The sequence below is a fragment of the Streptomyces sp. NBC_01622 genome, from assembly GCF_045209635.1.
GTDB lineage: Bacteria > Actinomycetota > Actinomycetes > Streptomycetales > Streptomycetaceae > Streptomyces.
Genome location: NZ_CP109293.1, coordinates 7,910,851 through 7,928,408 on the forward strand (window position 1 = coordinate 7,910,851; position 17,558 = coordinate 7,928,408).

Annotated in this window: 19 protein-coding genes; 10 read left to right on the top strand and 9 right to left on the bottom strand. The window is 71.0% G+C overall.

Annotated elements, in window-relative coordinates:
* Window positions 1-344 precede the first annotated feature (344 nt).
* Together OH768_RS36605 and OH768_RS36610 are read left to right on the top strand one after the other, a co-directional pair.
* Window positions 345-1,040 (top strand): phosphotransferase, encoded by a 696-nt coding sequence (locus tag OH768_RS36605; RefSeq protein ID WP_406460223.1) that lies wholly within the window; start codon window positions 345-347, stop codon window positions 1,038-1,040.
* A 127-nt stretch (window positions 1,041-1,167) separates the two neighbouring features.
* A complete protein-coding gene (locus OH768_RS36610) occupies window positions 1,168-2,169 on the top strand; it encodes a glutamate ABC transporter substrate-binding protein (protein WP_406460225.1) in 1,002 nt (333 codons plus the stop codon).
* A 104-nt stretch (window positions 2,170-2,273) separates the two neighbouring features.
* On the opposite strand, the gene OH768_RS36615 is transcribed toward OH768_RS36610, so the two are convergent.
* A complete protein-coding gene (locus OH768_RS36615; protein WP_406460227.1) occupies window positions 2,274-3,131 on the bottom strand; it encodes a helix-turn-helix domain-containing protein in 858 nt (285 codons plus the stop codon).
* 166 nt (window positions 3,132-3,297) lie between these two features.
* Between OH768_RS36615 and OH768_RS36620 the strand changes: the two genes are divergently transcribed.
* On the top strand, window positions 3,298-4,023 hold the full coding sequence (locus OH768_RS36620; RefSeq protein WP_406460229.1) for an alpha/beta fold hydrolase: 726 nt from the start codon (window positions 3,298-3,300) through the stop codon (window positions 4,021-4,023).
* A gap of 13 nt (window positions 4,024-4,036) precedes the next feature.
* On the opposite strand, the gene OH768_RS36625 is transcribed toward OH768_RS36620, so the two are convergent.
* A complete protein-coding gene (locus tag OH768_RS36625; RefSeq protein WP_406460231.1) occupies window positions 4,037-5,104 on the bottom strand; it encodes a PP2C family protein-serine/threonine phosphatase in 1,068 nt (355 codons plus the stop codon).
* 210 nt (window positions 5,105-5,314) lie between these two features.
* On the opposite strand from OH768_RS36625, the gene OH768_RS36630 reads away from it, so the two are divergent.
* Window positions 5,315-7,462: an ATP-binding protein gene (locus OH768_RS36630; RefSeq protein ID WP_406460233.1), complete on the top strand. Its 2,148-nt coding sequence runs from the start codon at window positions 5,315-5,317 to the stop codon at window positions 7,460-7,462.
* Here OH768_RS36630 and OH768_RS36635 read toward each other — a convergent pair.
* Both OH768_RS36635 and OH768_RS36640 read right to left on the bottom strand, forming a co-directional pair.
* Window positions 7,456-7,902: a nuclear transport factor 2 family protein gene (locus OH768_RS36635; protein WP_406460235.1), complete on the bottom strand. Its 447-nt coding sequence runs from the start codon at window positions 7,900-7,902 to the stop codon at window positions 7,456-7,458. The genes OH768_RS36630 and OH768_RS36635 overlap by 7 nt on opposite strands.
* A gap of 42 nt (window positions 7,903-7,944) precedes the next feature.
* Window positions 7,945-8,979, bottom strand: a complete 1,035-nt coding sequence (locus OH768_RS36640) for an MBL fold metallo-hydrolase (RefSeq protein ID WP_406460236.1) — start codon at window positions 8,977-8,979, stop codon at window positions 7,945-7,947.
* Window positions 8,980-9,107: 128 nt separating this feature from the next.
* On the opposite strand from OH768_RS36640, the gene OH768_RS36645 reads away from it, so the two are divergent.
* A complete protein-coding gene (locus tag OH768_RS36645) occupies window positions 9,108-10,601 on the top strand; it encodes an aldehyde dehydrogenase (RefSeq protein ID WP_406460238.1) in 1,494 nt (497 codons plus the stop codon).
* A gap of 7 nt (window positions 10,602-10,608) precedes the next feature.
* On the top strand, window positions 10,609-10,842 hold the full coding sequence (locus OH768_RS36650; protein WP_019067177.1) for a ferredoxin: 234 nt from the start codon (window positions 10,609-10,611) through the stop codon (window positions 10,840-10,842).
* Window positions 10,843-10,868: 26 nt separating this feature from the next.
* Here the strand turns inward: OH768_RS36650 and OH768_RS36655 are convergent, their stop codons facing one another.
* Genes OH768_RS36655 through OH768_RS36665 form a run of 3 tightly spaced genes read right to left on the bottom strand, consistent with a single transcriptional unit; the run spans window position 10,869 to window position 12,113 of the window.
* Window positions 10,869-11,249 carry a hypothetical protein gene (locus OH768_RS36655; protein ID WP_406460240.1) on the bottom strand — a complete coding sequence of 127 codons (381 nt, stop codon included), beginning with the start codon at window positions 11,247-11,249 and terminating at the stop codon, window positions 10,869-10,871.
* Window positions 11,246-11,449, bottom strand: coding sequence for a hypothetical protein (locus OH768_RS36660; protein ID WP_406460241.1), 204 nt, complete (start codon window positions 11,447-11,449; stop codon window positions 11,246-11,248). The genes OH768_RS36655 and OH768_RS36660 overlap by 4 nt, the downstream gene beginning before the upstream one ends.
* A gap of 43 nt (window positions 11,450-11,492) precedes the next feature.
* Window positions 11,493-12,113 (bottom strand): TetR family transcriptional regulator, encoded by a 621-nt coding sequence (locus OH768_RS36665; protein ID WP_359613803.1) that lies wholly within the window; start codon window positions 12,111-12,113, stop codon window positions 11,493-11,495.
* 222 nt (window positions 12,114-12,335) lie between these two features.
* Between OH768_RS36665 and OH768_RS36670 the strand changes: the two genes are divergently transcribed.
* From OH768_RS36670 to OH768_RS36680, 3 genes are read left to right on the top strand one after another with little or no spacing between them, the layout of a single operon-like run.
* Window positions 12,336-13,703 carry a glycosyltransferase family 4 protein gene (locus OH768_RS36670; protein ID WP_406460243.1) on the top strand — a complete coding sequence of 456 codons (1,368 nt, stop codon included), beginning with the start codon at window positions 12,336-12,338 and terminating at the stop codon, window positions 13,701-13,703.
* On the top strand, window positions 13,697-14,431 hold the full coding sequence (locus OH768_RS36675; RefSeq protein WP_388112096.1) for a class I SAM-dependent methyltransferase: 735 nt from the start codon (window positions 13,697-13,699) through the stop codon (window positions 14,429-14,431). The genes OH768_RS36670 and OH768_RS36675 overlap by 7 nt, the downstream gene beginning before the upstream one ends.
* Window positions 14,428-15,507: a prenyltransferase gene (locus tag OH768_RS36680; protein ID WP_406460245.1), complete on the top strand. Its 1,080-nt coding sequence runs from the start codon at window positions 14,428-14,430 to the stop codon at window positions 15,505-15,507. Before OH768_RS36675 ends, OH768_RS36680 begins: the two co-directional genes overlap by 4 nt.
* Here the strand turns inward: OH768_RS36680 and OH768_RS36685 are convergent.
* Complete coding sequence (locus OH768_RS36685; protein ID WP_406460246.1) at window positions 15,504-15,797, bottom strand: hypothetical protein; 294 nt, start codon at window positions 15,795-15,797, stop codon at window positions 15,504-15,506. The two genes, OH768_RS36680 and OH768_RS36685, sit on opposite strands and share 4 nt — an antisense overlap.
* 126 nt (window positions 15,798-15,923) lie before the next feature.
* Here OH768_RS36685 and OH768_RS36690 point away from each other — a divergent pair, with 126 nt between their 5' ends.
* Window positions 15,924-16,496: a hypothetical protein gene (locus tag OH768_RS36690; protein WP_406460248.1), complete on the top strand. Its 573-nt coding sequence runs from the start codon at window positions 15,924-15,926 to the stop codon at window positions 16,494-16,496.
* Here OH768_RS36690 and OH768_RS36695 read toward each other — a convergent pair.
* Window positions 16,493-17,497, bottom strand: a complete 1,005-nt coding sequence (locus OH768_RS36695; RefSeq protein ID WP_406460250.1) for an LLM class F420-dependent oxidoreductase — start codon at window positions 17,495-17,497, stop codon at window positions 16,493-16,495. The two genes, OH768_RS36690 and OH768_RS36695, sit on opposite strands and share 4 nt — an antisense overlap.
* Window positions 17,498-17,558 lie beyond the last annotated feature (61 nt).

Genomic DNA, 17,558 nt, shown 5'->3' on the forward strand with positions numbered 1-17,558 from the left:
CGCATGTGGGTGAATCGTCAACTGTGTGACGTGGCTCTCAAACCCCAGGTCAGAGGCCATGCGGGCGCGTACATGACACCTATTTGACCTACTAATCCACATCGTTGGTGACTTGCGTCATGTGGGACGCTTCACGCGGTTCGTCCGTCGAAAGTGACCCGCGTCTCGAAGGCCGCCCGCCGGGTCGCCCGGCGGAGCGCCCGCAGCAGCGCCGGACCGACGGTCAGCGTGAGCACGACGGTGACCACCGCCCGCCCCCGGGTCGAAGGCGCACACGCCCGCGCCCCTGGGCATCGGCTGTGGGGAGGGGTGCCCCGGTCCGGAGGCCCCGGTAGGTTCTGGCCATGTCGACGACGGGGAAGACGACGGGGAAACTGATCGGCTCCGGCCGTACCGCGGACGTGTACGAGATCGACGAGACGTGGGTGCTGCGCCGCAGCCGGGAGGACTGGGGGGACGCGGCGGCCGAGGGCGCGGTGATGGAGCATGTGCGCGCGTACGGCTATCCCGTGCCCCGGGTACGGGTACGGCCGGGGGACTCGCTCACCCCGCGCACCGACCTGGTGATGGAACGGCTGGCCGGGCCCACCATGCTGGAGGCCCTCGCCGCGGGCTCGATCGACGTGCGGGAGGCGGGGACCGTACTCGCCGCGCTGCTACGGCAGTTGCACGCGGTACCCGGCCGGCGCCCCGGCACCCGCGTCCTGCATCTCGACCTCCACCCGGAGAACGTGATCCTCACCCCGGCCGGCCCCCGCGTCATCGACTGGGGCACCGCGGAGGACGGCGACCCCGGGCTCGACTGGGGGCTCTCCGCGGTCATCCTCGCCCAGGTCGCCGTGGACGACCAGCCGATCGCCGAACCGGCCCGCGCGGTGCTCGCCGCGCTCCTCGCCGATCCCGCCGACCTCACGGCGGCGGGGCTGGAGGAAGCCCGGCGGAGGCGCGCGGCCAACCCGACGATGACTTTGCGCGAGGTCGAACTCCTCGGTGCGGCAGCGGAGTTGATCCGGTCGCTCGCGTCTCCTCGGGAACCGTGAATCAACGTGAACGCGTCACCGCCGACGAGTGCGTGAGGGGCCGGGGCGCCGAACGGCGTCTTCGGATGGGTTCCGAGGGCTGCGGGGCAGTGTGGGGGAACTTCGGGCACGTGGGGAAGAGGGCGGGATGCGGGGCGGCGCCGTCCCGCTTCGCCGGCGGCTGCTTGCCGGGGTCGTGGCGTCGCTCGCCGTGCTGGCGCTGACAGTTTCCTGCGCCAACTCGGCCGCACCGCAACGTCGTTCGGCCGCCGGGGTGCGCCCGTCCGCGTCCGCCGACAGCCCGTCCGCCTCCGCGAGCGCACCCGCGGCGACCGGCGGGAGCTGCGATCCGTTGCGGTCGTTGAAACCGCTCGCCGACATGCCGACGCCGGGCGGCAAGATGCCCGGCGGTACGGCGATGGAGCGGATCGTCGCCAGGGGGCGGCTGATCGTGGGGGTGGACCAGAACACCTATCTCTTCGGCTACCGCAACTCCGACACGGGGCAGTTGGACGGGCTCGACATCGACCTGGTGCGGGAGATCTCCCGCGCGCTGTTCGGGCGGCCGGACCGGGTGCAGTTCAAGGCCGTGCCGTCCGCGCAGCGGATCGAGATACTGCGACGCGGTCAGGTCGACCTCGTCGCCCACTCCATGACGATCACCTGCGAGCGCATGGAGCAGGTGCTGTTCAGCAGCGACTACCTCGACTCCGGCCAACGCGTCCTCGTCACCGACACCTCCCCGGTGAAGACCCTCGCCGATCTCGCCGGACAGAAGGTGTGCACGGCCCGGGGCACCACCTCACTGACCGAGCTGCAACGCGCCCGCCCGGCAGTGCGGCCGGTGACCGTCTCCGACTGGACCGACTGCCTCCTGCTGCTCCAGCAGGGCGAGGTGGCCGCCGTGTCGACCACCGACAACGTCCTCGCCGGACTGAGCGCCCAGGACCCCGCCACCCGCATCACCGGACCGCGCTTCACCTACGAGCCGCACGGAATCGCCGTACCGAAGACGACACCGGAACTCGTCCGCTTCATCAACGGCGTCCTCGCGCACCTGCGCACCTCGGGCACGCTCCGCGCCCTGCACGAACGGTGGTTGGGCCCCTACGGCGACTTCTACCCGCCCGCGCCGCGCTACCGCGACTGACGGCGCCCGAGCCCGGTACGGAGGATGCGCCAGGCGGACCCGTCACGGGGTCCGGTGACCGCCAGCAGCATTCCGGGGAGCAGGGTGACCCGCGTCACACGGTCCTACCCGGTGACCTCGGACCGGGGACGGCCGGTGTCCGGTGTGCGGGTGGCGGACGCGAGGAGGGCCAGTTTCTCGGCGGCGTCGGTGCCGGGGTCCGGGTGGTAGACGACCAGGGTCTGACCCGGTACGCCGTCGATGCTCAGTCGCTCCCGGTTCAGCTCCAGTCCGCCGACCTGAGGGTGGGCGATGTACTTCGGCGCGGCCTCGCAGGCCTGTACGTCGTGGCGGGCCCAGAGCCGGCTGAAGAGCGGGCTGGCGAGGGAGAGTTCACCGACCAGTTCGATGAAACGGGGGTCGTTCGTGTCGGGGCCCACGGACTCGCGGAACGCTGCGACCATGCCGCCGACGGCGCTCTCCCAGTACGGGTAGAGCGCCTGCTCGGCCGGGTCGAGGAACAGGGACAGCAGCCGGTTGGACCCGGCCGCGAAGCGCGGAGACAGCGCGGTCGCCAGGGAGTTGGCGGCGAGGACGTCGAAGTAGCGGCCCTCGACCAGCGCGGGGAGCGGGAGCGTGACAAGGAGCTTGGCGATCCCCTCGGGCACGGTCTCCTTCACCGGGCGGGGCCGGCGGCGCCGGGGCTTCGCGGCGCCCAGCCGCAGCAGATGGGCCGTCGCGTCCTCGTCGAGCCGCAGCACCCGGGCGATGGACTCCAGGACCTGCACGGAGGGGTTGCGGTCGCGGCCCTGCTCCAGGCGCAGGTAGTAGTCGGCGCTGATACCGGCGAGCAGCGCGACCTCCTCCCGCCGCAGGCCCGGCACGCGCCGTACCCCGTAGGCGGGGATACCGGCCTGTTCGGGGGTGACGAGTTCGCGGCGGGCGCGCACGTACTCGCCCAGCAGATTCGGTTCACCGGCCATCCCCGCACTGTAATTCGGCCGCCGCGCGCGTGCCTGGTCCTGTCACCCCCAGGGGCGCGGGGGCCCTGGCTGGGGCAATGCGCGGACGGCAGCGTCACCGGTGGCCGGCCGAAGGCGTGCCGATGCCGATCGGCGACGCCGGCCACGACGACTAGGAGCGACGACCATGTCCACGTATCTACTGGTGCACGGTGCCTGGCACAGCGGGGCGAGCTGGCAGCGGGTGGTCACGCTGCTGACGGCGGCCGGACACCGGGTGTTCGCGCCCTCGCTGACCGGCCACGGTGACAAGGCGCGGCTGCTCGGCCCCGAAGTGGGCCTCGACACACACGCCGACGACGTCGTCGGGCTCATCGCCGAGGAGGACCTCACCGAGGTGATCCTCGTCGGCCACAGCTACGGCGGGCTGGTTGTCTCGTCGGCCGCCAACCAGGTCCCCGACCGGATCGACCGACTCGTCTACCTCGACGCGATGGTCCCGGAGGACGGGGAGAGCGCGATCGACATCATGCCGGTGACGCAGGTGTTGATCGATCTGGCGGCGAGTTCGGGTACCGGCTGGCGGATTCCGCCGCTGCCCGAACTGCCGCCGCCCGGGGGCCTGTTCGGGGTCACCGAACCGGCGGACGTCGCCTGGCTGCGGACCACGCTCTCGGACCAGTCGGCGCGCTGCCTCCAGCAGCCGGTACGGCTGGACAACCCGGCCGCGCGCTCGATCCCCCGCACCCACATCCACTGCGTGGGCAGCGAACCGGAGGGCTTCGAGCGGCGACCGGTCCCCGCGATCCAGCCCAATGGCACCCCGGCCCAGGTGTGGGAACTGGAGACCGGCCACGACTGCATGGTCACCAAGCCGGCCGAACTGGCCGACCTGCTCGTCAAGTTGGGCTGATCCGGGGCCGGCCTCAGACCCGCACCGGCGCCGTCACCTCCGTCGGCTGGCACAGGACGAGGGCCAGGTCGTCGGTGGGCGGGCCGCCGGCGTGCGCGACCAGACGGTCGTACAGCGCGTGCAGTGCCCCGTCCGGCGTCGGCTCGCTCAACGCCGTCGCGCACTCGGTGAGCAGGGCGAACGGGGTGCCGTCGAGGGCGCGGGACTCGGTGAGGCCGTCCGTGTAGAGGAGGAGGCGGTCGCCGGGCTGGAGGCGGACCCGGTACTGCCGCGGGTCCGGGCACAGGCCCAACGGCAGTGCGGGGAACCGGGGTTCGAGAAGTTCGAGGCGCTGCCCGGAGCGCAGGGGCGCCGGATGGCCGCAGTTGACGAGCCGCACCTCGCCCGGCCCGAACTCGGCCAGCACCGCCGTGACGAAGTCCTCAGGACCGAGACCGGGGGCGAGCCGGGCATCCAGCGCCTTCGCCAGGGTCGTCAAGTCCGGTGCCGCATAGGCGAGTTCACGGAACCCGATGAGCGTGTCGGCCGCCGTCCGCAGCGCGTCGAGCCCGTGCCCGCGCGCGTCCCCGACCAGCACGCGCAGGCCGTACGGCGTCACCGCGAGGTCGTACAGGTCGCCGCCGACCGAGGACTCGCGGTTCGCGCAGTGGTAGCGGGTGCTGACGTGGGTGCCGGAGAGGGTGCGGGAGACCGGCCGCAGGATCGCCTCCTGGGCGATCCGGGCCACCCCCCGCGCCTCCGCGAGCCGTTCCCGCAGCCGGCCGCGCTGCCTCGCCGCGTACACACTGCACGCGCAGCCGAGGAGCAGCCCGCCCCAGCGGACGGCGAAGCCGGCGTTCAGCTGTGCCCCCGAGTCGAGCCCCGCCGCCAGGGCGAGCAGCACCGTCCAGCAGCAGACCAGGAGCGTACGGCGGGTACCCAGGAAGGTGGCGGCCATCAGCGGCCCGATCGCCAGCAGCGGCAGGATGGGCTGCACCCGGCCGATCAGCAGACCCGGCGTGGCCGCCAGCAGACAGCCGACCGGTGCGACGAGCAAGCGGCGTCCCCCGTCCATCGCGTTGTCCATCGCGTTCGTGTCCATCGCGTTCACTCCACGACGATCGCGGAATTCCCGGCTCCGTACCCGTGGCACGGGGGAGTTGACCAGCTCTCGAACACAACTCGTCGAATCAGGGCGGAAGGTGATCGAAAAGGGCGGCTGTTCCGGTGCTATGACGACTTTTGCGGGCAGCCGCGGGCCGGGTTCCGGGACCCGCGCATGGAGCCGGTGATGTACGGACACACTGGCCTAATGCCGGACAGGACTGACCATGGGAACCCAGGCAACTCCCACACCCCCGGGAACCCTGGGAATCTGCCGCCCGAGACCCGCAGTTTTGTCGGGCGGCGCGCCGAACTCGCCCGGCTCCACGCCGCGTTGGACCCCGCCGTCGGCCCGGCCAGGCTGGTCAGCGTCGTCGGGGTCGGCGGGGTCGGCAAGACCCGGCTCGCGCTGCGCGCGGCGGCGGAGGTCCAAGGCGCCTACCCCAACGGCGTCTGGCTGGCCGAACTCTCCCTCCTGCACACCGCCGGACTCGTCGACCTCGCCGTCATGGAAACCCTCCGGCTCGCCGACCAGTCGACCCGCCCGGTCATCGACGTCATCACTGAATGGGCCCACGGCAAAAGGCTGTTGATCGTCCTCGACTCCTGTGAGCACCTTCTCGCCGACTGCGCCAGACTTGCCGCCGCCCTGCTGTCCCGCCTGCCCGGCCTGCGCGTCCTCGTCACCAGCCGGGAACGGCTCGCCCTGCCCGGCGAGGAGGTCCTCCACCTCGAACCACTGCCCGTGGACGGCCGACCCGGCGATCCAGCCCATTCCGGTGCCGGTGACGCCGTAGCCCTGTTCGCCGAGCGTGCCGCAGCCGCCGGACGCCCTCTGAGGGACGACGACTCGGCCGCCCGCGCCACCGCGGTCGCCGTCTGCCGCCGCCTCGACGGCATCCCGCTAGCCCTCGAACTGGCCGCCGCCCGCCTCACCGACCTGACCCTCGACCAGCTCCACACCCGCCTCGGCGAACGCCTGCCCTCGCCGCTGGACCTGCTCACCTCCGACACCGGCGAACGCCCGCCCCGCCACCAGACCCTGCGCACCGCCATCGGCTGGAGTCACGAACTGTGCGCGCCTCTCGAACGGCTGTTGTGGGCGCGGCTGTCCGTCTTCAGCGGTGGCTTCTGCCTGGAGGCCGTCCGGCAGGTCTGCGCGGGCGGGCCGTTGCCCCTGGAGTGGATCGCCGGGCTGCTCGACCGGCTCGTCGCGCAGTCCATCGTGCTGCCCGACCCTGTCATCTCGGCCCGCTACCGGATGCTCGACACCGTCCGCGAGTACGGCGCCGACTGGCTGCACGCCCTCGGCGAGGAACGCGCCGTACGCCGACGCCACCGCGACTACTACGCCCGCCTCGCCCGCGAGGGCTGCGCCGAGTGGAACACCGGACGGCAGGTCGCCTGGTGCGAGCGTGTGCTGACCGAACACGCCAATCTGCGCACGGCCGTCGACTGCGCGCTGGCCGAGCCGGACGGGGCGCCCGCGACCGCCGTGGAGACGGCGGGGCATGTCGGCTTCCTGTGGCGGCACTGCGGCTACCTCCGTGAGGCCCAGCACTGCCTGGACCAGGCCCTCGCCGCCGAGTCGCCGCCCGGCCCCGGCCGCACCCTCGCCCTGTGGTCGCGTGGCGCGGTCGCCATCCTTCAGGGCGACCAGGAGGCGGCGGCCAACTGGGCGGTCCGCTGCGCCGACGCGGCCCGCGAACAGGGCTCCCCGGTCGCCCAGGTCGCCGCCGCCTACCTCAGGGGCGGCCACCTGGCACTCACCGGCCGACAGGCCGAGGCGATCGACGTCCTCGACGCGGCACCTCAACTCCCGGTCCAGGACGACGGGTTCGGCGCCGCCCAGCTCCAGGCCAGGCTCGCGCTGTCCCTCGCGCATGTGCTGCGCGGCGAGTTCGAGCGCGGCCGTGAGGTCGCCGACGAGGTGCGCACGGCCAGCCGGAAACAGGACGAGTACTGGTGCGGGGCCTTCGCGGACTATCTGATCGCCCAGGCGGACCTGGCGCGCGGCGACCTACGGGCCGCGGTGTCCGGCGCCCGCACCTCGATCGCGGGCCACGCCCTGCTGCACAACACCGTCGGCGCCGCCATGTCCCTCGACCTGCTGGCAGCCGCCGTCGTCACCGCGGGCGACGCCCACCGCGCCGCCCGCCTCCTCGGCATCGGCACCCGCCTCTGGGAGCTCACCGGCCGCGCCCAGATGGACTCCCCGGACCTGATCGCCACCCGCCGCACCTGCGAACTCCGCGTCCGCGAACGCCTCGGCGACGACGCCTACACGACCGGCTACCGGGCGGGCCTGGCGATGTCGTACGACGAGGGAATCGCATACGCGGCCATCAGTCAGTGACGCGGGGTGGGGCCGCCGAACGGCAGGAACAGGGTGCGGGCGCTGATCAGCCAACTCCCTTCCACCTGGCGGAAGGTGTCCTCGTAGTGGCCGACCTGGACCGGGGGACCGGCGGGGACCGTGCCGCCGTGGTGGCCGTCGACTCGGTACGTCGTGAAGTACGCCGTCGAGATCGCCGTGCCGGGGGAGGTGAGGGTGACCAGGACGTTCGACATCAGGCGGCGTGAGAGCCGGCCTGCGGGACGGGCGCCGAAGTACTTCCGCAGCGCCTCCCGCCCCTCGACCGCTCTGTTCCCCTCCGGCCACTCCCAGCGGCCGTCCTCGGTGAACAGCCCGGCGACGGAGGACGGTTCACCGAGATCGAGCCGGCGGACGAAGTCCAGGACGACGCGCTCACAGGCACGTTCGGCGAGCAGTCGCTGCAAAGGGTCCAGGTCCATGGGGTCGTTGCTATCAGCCGCGCCCCCCGCCCCACGACCGAATTACACCGCCACGTACGTCACCGGCTCGCTCCCCGTCATGACCTCAGCCTGCCCCAGCTTCACCAGGCGCCGCAGATGCGCCTCCGCCTCGGACACCGCGATGTTCCTTGACGGGAAGGGGATTTGGGCCCAGGGCCGGTTCCACTCCATCCGCTCCGCGACCTGCCACGCGGTGAGCGGCTCGGAGAGCAGGGCGAGCAGCCCGGTCAGCCGGTCCTCGTGGTGCGCGAGCAACTCCCGTACGCGGCCCGGCGCGTCGGTGAAGGTGTGCTGGTGGGCCGGGAGTACTTCGGCGGGCGCGAGCCGCCCGACCCGCTCCAACGAGTCGAGGTAGTCGCCGAGGGGGTCGGCGATCGTGGTGTCGTCGGGGTCCTCGTACAGGCCGATGTGCGGGGTGATCTCGGGAAGGAGGTGGTCGCCGGAGAACAGGCGGCCGTGGCCCGGGAGTTGGGCCGGGTGCTCCTCCTCCAGGTGCAGGCAGACATGGCCGGGCGTGTGGCCCGGCGTCCAGATCGCGCGCAGCCGCCGGCCCGCCAGGTCGAGGAGTTCACCGGGGACGATCTCCCGGTCGGGCAGCGCGGGCGCGAGCCCCGGCACGCTGCGCGGACGGGCCGCGCGGAGCGGGGCGAGGTGTTCCTCGGGGGCACCGGCCGCCGCGAGCTTCGCGGTCATGTACGCCAGCCAGCGGCCCGGTTCGGTGGAACGGGCCCGCCGTACGATCGCCGTGTCCGCCGCGTGCATCGCGAGCCACGCCCCGGACACCTCGCGCACCCGCCCGGACAGGCCGTGGTGGTCGGGGTGGTGGTGGGTGATGATCACGCCGTGCACCTCGCCGACCTGCGTACCGCAGGCATCGAGACCCGCGACGAGGGTGTCCCAGGAGGCCGGGTCGTCCCAGCCGGTGTCGACCAGGACTGGGCCGCGGTCGGTGTCGACTACGTAGACGAGCGTGGTCCCAAGTGGGTTGTCGGGGATGGGGACTTCGATGGAACGAACACCGCCGCCGTGGTCGTGGACCTGACCCGTGGACGTCATGGACTCCCCAATCGCCGCCTTCCGGCCACTATACGTGGACTCCATCGACCGGAACTGGTATTCAGTCCTCGTATCTGATGGATCGTCAGACAGCGGTTCAGGCAGCGGCACCGGGGAGGCGTTCGGCCATGACGGAGCTCGTGGAACACCGACAGCTGTTCATCGGCGGGGAGTTGACCGACCCCCTGGGCAAGGACGTCATCGAGGTGATCTCCCCGCATACGGAAGAGGTCATCGGACGCGTCCCGCACGCGTCGAGGGAGGACGTGGACCGCGCGGTCGCCGTGGCGCGCAAGGCCTTCGACGAAGGGCCCTGGCCGCGTATGACGCTCGACGAACGGGTCGCGGTCGTCACCCGGATCAAGGACGCGATCGCCGCCCGGTACGAGGAGATCGGCCGCGTCATCTCCTCCGAGAACGGGTCGCCGTACTCCTGGAGCATCCTCGGGCAGGCCCTCGGCGCGATGATGGTGTGGGACGCGGCGATCACCGTCGCGAAGAATTTCGGGGGTTCCGGGGGTCGTCCTCCGGGTGGGCACAGCACCTACGAGGAGTACCGGGACGGAGTCCTCGGCAGGATCCTCGTACGGCGGGAGCCAGTTGGGGTGGTCGCGGCCGTAGTCCCCTGGAACGTCCCGCAGTTCGTGGCCGCCGCCAAACTCGCCCCCGCGCTGCTCACCGGCTGCACGGTGATCCTGAAGCCGTCGCCCGAAGCGCCCCTGGACGCCTATCTGTTGGGCGAGATCGCCAAGGAGGCCGGACTGCCGGACGGCGTCCTGTCGATCCTCCCCGCCGACCGCGAGGTCAGCGAGTACCTGGTCGGGCACCCCGGTATCGACAAGATCTCGTTCACCGGTTCGGTCGCGGCCGGCAAGCGCGTGATGGAGGTCGCCGCCCGCCATCTCACCCGCGTGACACTGGAGTTGGGCGGCAAGTCGGCGGCGATCGTGCTGCCCGACGCGGACATCACGACCTCCGTCCCCGGCATCGTCTCGGCGGCCTGGATGAACAACGGCCAGGCGTGTGTCGCCCAGACCCGCATCCTCGTACCCCGCTCGCGCTACGACGAGTTCGCGGACGCGTTCGCGGCGGCGGCGAGCGCGCTCGTGGTCGGCGACCCGCTCGACCCGGCCACCCAGGTCGGCCCCCTGGTCGCCAAACGCCAGCAGCAGCGCAACCTCGACTACATCCGCATCGGCCAGGAGGAGGGCGCCAAAATCCTTACCGGCGGCGGCCGTCCACCCGGCCTCGACCGCGGCTGGTACGTGGAGCCGACCCTCTTCGGAGACGTCGACAACTCCATGCGCATCGCCCGCGAGGAGATCTTCGGCCCGGTCATCTGCCTGCTCCCGTACGGCGACGAGAGCGAGGCCGTGAAGATCGCGAACGACTCCGACTACGGCCTCAGCGGCAGCGTGTGGACGGGCGACGTGGCCCACGGCATCGACATCGCCCGCCAGGTCCGCACCGGCACCTACAACGTCAACACCTTCAGCCTCGACATGCTCGGACCCTTCGGCGGCTACAAGAACAGCGGTCTGGGGCGGGAGTTCGGGCCCGAGGGCTTCTCCGAGTTCCTCGAACACAAGATGATCCACCTGCCCGCCGGCTGGGAGGGGTGAACAGGGGATGGGTGACCGCTGGCAGGTCGAGGTCGACCGCTCCGTCTGTATCGGCTCGGCCCAGTGTGTCCACCAGGCCCCCGACCGCTTCCGCCTCGACTCGGCCATGCAGTCCCACCCGGCCGAACCGGAGACCGACGCCAACGAGCGGATCCTCGCGGCGGCCGAGGGCTGCCCGGTGGAGGCCATCATGATCACGCTGCTGGGGAGCGGGGAGCCGGTGTTCCCGCCCGAGGAGTGATCCTCTCGGGCGGGAGTGGAGTCCGGTCAGCGCCAGCCGGCGATGGCGCGGGCGACGTCGCGGAGGTCGGCTTCCTGTGCGCGGATGGCACCGGTTATGCGGTGCGCCTCGTCGGGCTTCGGCGGTGAAACGGGTTCACCAGAGGCGAGCATGTACTGCGAGACGCACGCCCAACCGATCACCGCGTTGTAGTCGGCGAACGGTCGCAGGAGGACCGCACTGTGCAGGAAGGTGGCTGCCCGGGCTGCGGGCTCCTCGTAGTACGGCTGTTCGTAGGGCTGCTCGAACATGTGGCGCCTGGCCATGGCGTCGAGGGCTCCCCAGTCCGCGATGGGGGTGTTGAGGGGAGCGACGCGGGTCTGGATTTCGAGAATCCATCCTGCGTCGACCCGGATGAGAGGGCTCAACGCTGGCCCTCCGGGGCGTCCTTGAAGACGTCCATGTAGTAGGCGACAGTCTCGTCGACGCCCTTCAGGAACGCCGCCCGCTGTACATCGGCGAGGATTATGTCGTGCGCATGGGCACGCATCGATTTTCCGAGCGAGGCTGCGTGCTCCTTGGCCACGGCGAGTTCTTCCTCGGTGAATTCCACTGTGATCATCGGCATGCAGCCATAGTATCAGCGGTGAAATCATTGGTTATGGCATCGGTCAATCGTCGGTTGACGTCAGGTCGATCAGGCGGCACACCGTCTCGATATCGATCTTCACCTGGGCGATGGACGCGCGGCCCGACAGCCAGGTGATCAGGGCCGAGTGCCAGGTGTGCTCGATCACGCGGACGGCGGAGAGCTGCTCGGGCGTCGGATGCTCCAGGCCCATCGCGTCCAGGATGATCACCGTGGTCTGCCGGGAGACCTGGTCGACCTCGGGGGAGACGCTGCGGTCCGCGAAGGTCAGCGCGCGCACCATCGCGTCGGCGAGATGCGGCTCCCGCTGGAGCGCGCGGAAGGCCCGCATCAGGGTCTCCGCGACCCGCTCGGCCGCCGTCTCACCGCCCGGCGGCTTCTTGCGGAGCGTGCCGTGCATGTGCTCCAACTGGTCCTGCATCGTGGCGACCAGGAGATGCACCTTGGACGGGAAGTACCGGTACAGCGTGCCGAGCGCGACCTGCGAGGACTCCGCGACCTCCCGCATCTGCACGGCGTCGAAACCGCCCCGGCTCGCCAGCTGCGCGCTCGCGTGCAGGATGCGGCGCCGGCGCGCCTCCTGCCGCTCGGTGAGGGGCGGCGAGGTCCGCGCAGTGGCTTCGGGCTTGGCTTCCACTGGCATGGCTCCCGTTCCGTGACTGTTCCCGTGACTGTCGGTGAGGGCGGGTGATCGGACCGATCGTGGCAGGGTCTCAGCCGTGGTGTGAATCACCTGATCCACTTCTCACAGCGCCCGTACCGGCCGGTAGATTCAGAACCTCCTGGACGATCAAGTCTGAAACTTGTTCTAGATTAGCGTCCCGGCGTAATCTCGCGGGACAGTGCAGGCAGAAGGGGGCTCAGAGTGACCGCTGAGGCCAGTCAGGCGGGCCCCCAGGAGGGCCCGGCCGCAGACGGCGAGCGACCGCTCCGTATCGCACTCCTCACCTATAAAGGGAACCCGTTCTGCGGCGGTCAGGGCGTCTACGTCCGCCATCTCTCCCGCGAACTGGCCCGCCTCGGGCACCGCGTCGAGGTCATCGGCTCCCAGCCTTACCCGGTCCTCGACGAGGGCTGCCCCGGCATCTCCCTGACCGAGCTGCCCTCGCTCGACCTCTACCGCTCCCCGGACCCCTTCCGCACCCCGAAGCGCGACGAGTACCGGGACTGGATCGACGCGCTCGAAGTCGCGACGATGTGGACCGGCGGCTTCCCCGAGCCCCTCACCTTCTCGCTGCGCGCCCGCCGCCATCTCCGCGCCAGACGCGGCGAGTTCGACATCGTGCACGACAACCAGACGCTCGGCTACGGCCTGTTGGGCGACGTCGGCGCCCCGCTGGTGACGACGATCCATCACCCCATCACCGTGGACCGGCAGTTGGAGCTGGACGCGGCGGAGAGCTGGCGGCAGCGGATGTCCAAGCGCCGCTGGTACGCCTTCACGCAGATGCAGAAGCGGGTCGCCCGCCGCCTGCCCTCCGTCCTCACCGTCTCCGGCACCTCGCGCCAGGAGATCATCGACCACCTCGGCGTACGGGACGACCGCATCCACGTCGTCCACATCGGCGCCGACACCGACCAGTTCTCCCCGAACCCCGCCGTACCCCAGGTACCGGGCCGGATCGTCACCACGTCCAGCGCGGACGTCCCCCTCAAGGGCCTCGTCTTCCTCGTCGAGGCCCTCGCGAAGGTCCGCACGGAACACCCCGACGCCCACCTGATCGTCGTGGGCAAACGCCCGACGGAGGGCCCGGTCGCCCAGGCCGTCGAGCGCTACGGCCTCGAAGGCGCCGTCGAGTTCGTCAAGGGCATCTCCGACGCCGAACTCGTCGACCTGGTCCGCTCGGCGGAAGTCGCCTGCGTGCCCTCGCTGTACGAGGGCTTCTCGCTCCCGGCGGCCGAGGCGATGGCCACGGGGACGCCTCTCGTCGCGACGACCGGCGGAGCGATCCCGGAGGTCGCCGGAGGCGACGGCGAGACCTGCCTCGCGGTACCGCCGGGGGACCCCGGCGCGCTGGCCACCGCCCTGAGCCGGCTCCTGGCCGACCCGGCGCTGAGAGTGCGGCTGGGCCGGGCGGGCCGGGAACGCGTACTCGCGCGTTTCACCTGGGCCAAGGCCGCCGAGGGCACGGCAGCCAGGTACCGCGAGGCGATCGCGGGCCGTACGACCTCTCCACCCCCGTCTCCGACCAGTGTTACCGGCGTCTATCCCGAAAGCAGGGCCACGTGCTGACCGTCGACTTCTCCCGGTTCCCGCTCGCCCCTGGCGACCGTGTCCTGGACCTCGGGTGCGGTGCCGGGCGGCACGCGTTCGAGTGCTACCGGCGAGGGGCACAGGTCGTCGCCCTCGACCAGAACGCCGAGGAGATCCGCGAGGTCGCCAAGTGGTTCGCGGCGATGAAGGAGGCCGGCGAGGCCCCGGCCGGCGCCACCGCCACCGCGATGGAGGGTGACGCGCTCCAACTCCCCTTCCCCGACGAGTCGTTCGACGTCGTGATCATCTCCGAGGTGATGGAACACATCCCGGACGACAAGGGTGTGCTCGCCGAGATGGTCCGGGTCCTGAAGCCCGGCGGCCGGATCGCCATCACCGTCCCGCGCTACGGCCCCGAGAAGGTCTGCTGGGCCCTGTCCGACGCCTACCACGAGGTCGAGGGCGGCCACATCCGCATCTACAAGGCGGACGAACTCCTCACCAAGATCCGCGAGGCCGGCCTCAAGCCCTACGGCACCCACCACGCGCACGCGCTGCACTCGCCGTACTGGTGGCTGAAGTGCGCGTTCGGCGTGGACAACGACAAGGCGCTGCCGGTGCAGGCTTACCACAAGCTCCTGGTCTGGGACATCATGAAGAAACCCCTCGCCACCCGGGTCGCCGAGCAGGCGCTGAACCCGCTGATCGGCAAGAGCTTCGTGGCCTACGCGACCAAGCCGCACCTCCCCCTGGCGGAAGCCAAGTGACCGCTCCCCGGACAGAACACCTCGTCCTGCCCGGGGTCCTCACCGCGGAGGAGGCCGCCGCGACCGTCGCCGGCATCCTCGCCGTGCAGCGGGAGGACGGGGCGATCCCCTGGTTCAGGGGCCATCACCTCGACCCGTGGGACCACACCGAGGCCGCGATGGCGCTCGACGCGGCGGGCGAACACGAGGCCGCCGAGCGGGCGTACAACTGGCTCGCCCGGCACCAGAACGAGGACGGCTCCTGGTACGCGGCCTACGCCGACGGCGACGCGCACGACGTCACCGACCGGGGCCGCGAGACCAACTTCGTCGCCTACGTGGCCGTAGGCGTGTGGCACCACTACCTCTCGACCGGCGACGACACGTTCCTGGACCGGCTGTGGCCCACCGTCTACGCGGCGGTCGAGTTCGTCCTCCGGCTCCAGCAGCCGGGCGGCCAGATCGGCTGGAAACGGGACGCCGACGGCACGGACACGTCGGACGCGCTGCTGACCGGTTCCTCCTCCATCCACCAGGCGCTGCGCTGCGCGCTCGCCATCGCCGAACAGCGCGAAGAACCGCAGCCCGACTGGGAGTTGGCGGTCGGCGCGCTGCGGCACGCGATCCGCCGCCATCCGGAACGGTTCCTGGACAAGGACCGCTACTCGATGGACTGGTACTACCCGGTCCTGGGAGGCGCGTTGACCGGTACGGAGGCCAAGTCCCGGGTGGAGGAGGGCTGGAGCCGCTTCGTCGTGCCCGGGCTCGGGGTGCGGTGTGTCGTCCCCAACCCGTGGGTGACGGGTGGCGAGTCCGCCGAACTCGCCCTCGCGTTGTGGGTGTTGGGGGAGTCCGACCGCGCGTTGGAGATTCTCCAGTCGATACAGAATCTGCGCGATGCGGAGACCGGGCTGTACTGGACGGGGTATGTCTTCGACGACGATGCGATCTGGCCGCGTGAGCTGACGACCTGGACGGCGGGGTCCCTGCTTCTGGCCGTGGCCGCTCTGGGCGGCCACGACGCTACGTGCGCGGTCTTCGGCGGCGAGCATCTGCCGATGGGGCTGGACCCGGACTGCTGCGGCCGGGTCGTCTAGTACTTGTGCATACGGTTGGCGATGGCGTGGCCTATGAACAGGTAGACCACGGCCGCCAGGCCGTAGCCGCAGACGACACGGGCCCACGCCCTGTGGAACGTGAACAGGTCGTGGGACCAGCCTGCGAGCCAGGTGGCCGCGTCATGGACGAACTTCACGAGGTCGTTGCCTCGGTTCGCGTCCAGTAGGTACATCACGATCCAGAGACCAAGGATCAGGGCCGCGATGTCTGCGGCGACCGCGACGATGTTGCCGGCCTGATTGGGGCCGCGACGGGATTCAGGGGACATGCACACCGGATTGCCGCTCAAACGTGCATGAAACCCGAACGGGTTCCCTCAAGTGGCGCAACCGCCCGGGCCGGGCGAGGCTGCCGGGGTAAGGACACCCACTCGGGGAAAACCCCGGAGGATTCCGTGCCCGTACCGATACGGCGCCTCTTCCTGGCGCTCACCCTGTGCTGCGCCCTGCTCGCCGGCGCCACCGCCTGCGGCAGCGCCACCGGCGACGCCACACAGAACACCGCGGCCGTCGTGGCTGCCGCCGCCACCCCGAGCCCCAGCACCACCGCCGAGCGCCAGAAGCTGGCCAAGACCCGCTTCGTCGCGAACGCGGGCCTCGCGGCCGGTGCCACCTACCAGTGGATCGTGAAGCCCTGGAAGGCCGGCAAGTTCAAGAAGGGTGCGAGCGGACGCAGGTTCGCCCTCGTCAAGGCGGGCCTCGCGGGCGCGTTCGCGTACAACCGGCTCAAGGCGGCCAAGAAGAACGCCCAGGGCGACCCCACGCTCTCCAAGGCACTCGCCCCGCTGACCGCCGGCATCGCCTCCCTCAAGGACCTGCCGTCCAAGCTCCGCAAGGGCGACTCGACCGACGCGACGGCGAGTTCCTTCGACGACATCATCAACAAGGTCAAGGACGCCGGGAAGAGCGCGGGCGCCGAGGTGACCGACAAGGTGCCGTCGGCAGGCCAACTGGCGGGCGGCTCCTAGGAGTTCAGCTCCGCCAGCACCCGCAGTGTGTGCGGGTCGGGCGCAAGGGCCAGCAAGTCCGTCACCGGGCCCTTGCGCCACAACTCCAGCCGCTCCGCGATCCGTTCACGCGGGCCGACGAGCGAGATCTCGTCGGCGAACGCGTCCGGCACGGCGAGGACGGCCTCCTCCCGGCGCCCGCCGAGGAACAACTCCTGTATGTGCCGGGCCTCTTCCTCGTACCCCATGCGTGCCATCAGATCGGCGTGGAAGTTGCGGGCCGCGTGGCCCATCCCGCCGATGTAGAAGCCGAGCATCATCTTCACGGGGAGCAGGCCTTCGGCGACGTCGTCGCAGACCTTCACCTGTGCCATGGGCGCGACGAGGAAGTTGTCACGGAAGTCGGTCGTGCCGTAGACCTCGGGGCGGCTCGGCGACCAGTACAACGGCAGCCAGCCGTCGGCGATTTCGGCCGTCTGCGCCACGTTCTTCGGCCCCTCGGCGCCCAGCAGGACCGGCAGGTCGGGGCGGAGCGGGTGGGTGATGGACTTGAGCGCCTTGCCGAGGCCGGTGCCGTCCGCACCCCGGTACGGATGCGCGTGGAACCGCCCGTCCACCTCGACCGGCGCCTCCCGCCGCAACACCTGCCGTACGACCTCGACGTACTCCCGGGTCGCGGTCAGCGGCGACCTGGGGAACGGCCGCCCGTACCAGCCCTCCACCACCTGTGGCCCCGACAGCCCGAGCCCGAGCATCATCCGCCCGCCGGAGAGATGGTCGAGGGTGAGCGCGTGCATCGCGGTGGTGGTCGGCGAACGGGCCGCCATCTGCGCAACCGCCGTCCCCAGCTTGATCCTTGACGTCTGCGCGGCGATCCAGGTCAGCGGCGTGAAGGCGTCGGAACCCCACGACTCGGCCGTCCACACCGAGTCGTACCCGAGCCGTTCCGCCTCCTGAGCCAGCGGCACATGGTCGGCGGAGGGCCCGCGCCCCCAGTACCCGAGTGCGAGACCGAGCCGCATGTCGCCTCCACAGTCAGCAATCTGACGGACCGTCAGTCAGTCGATGAGACGGCTGCGACTG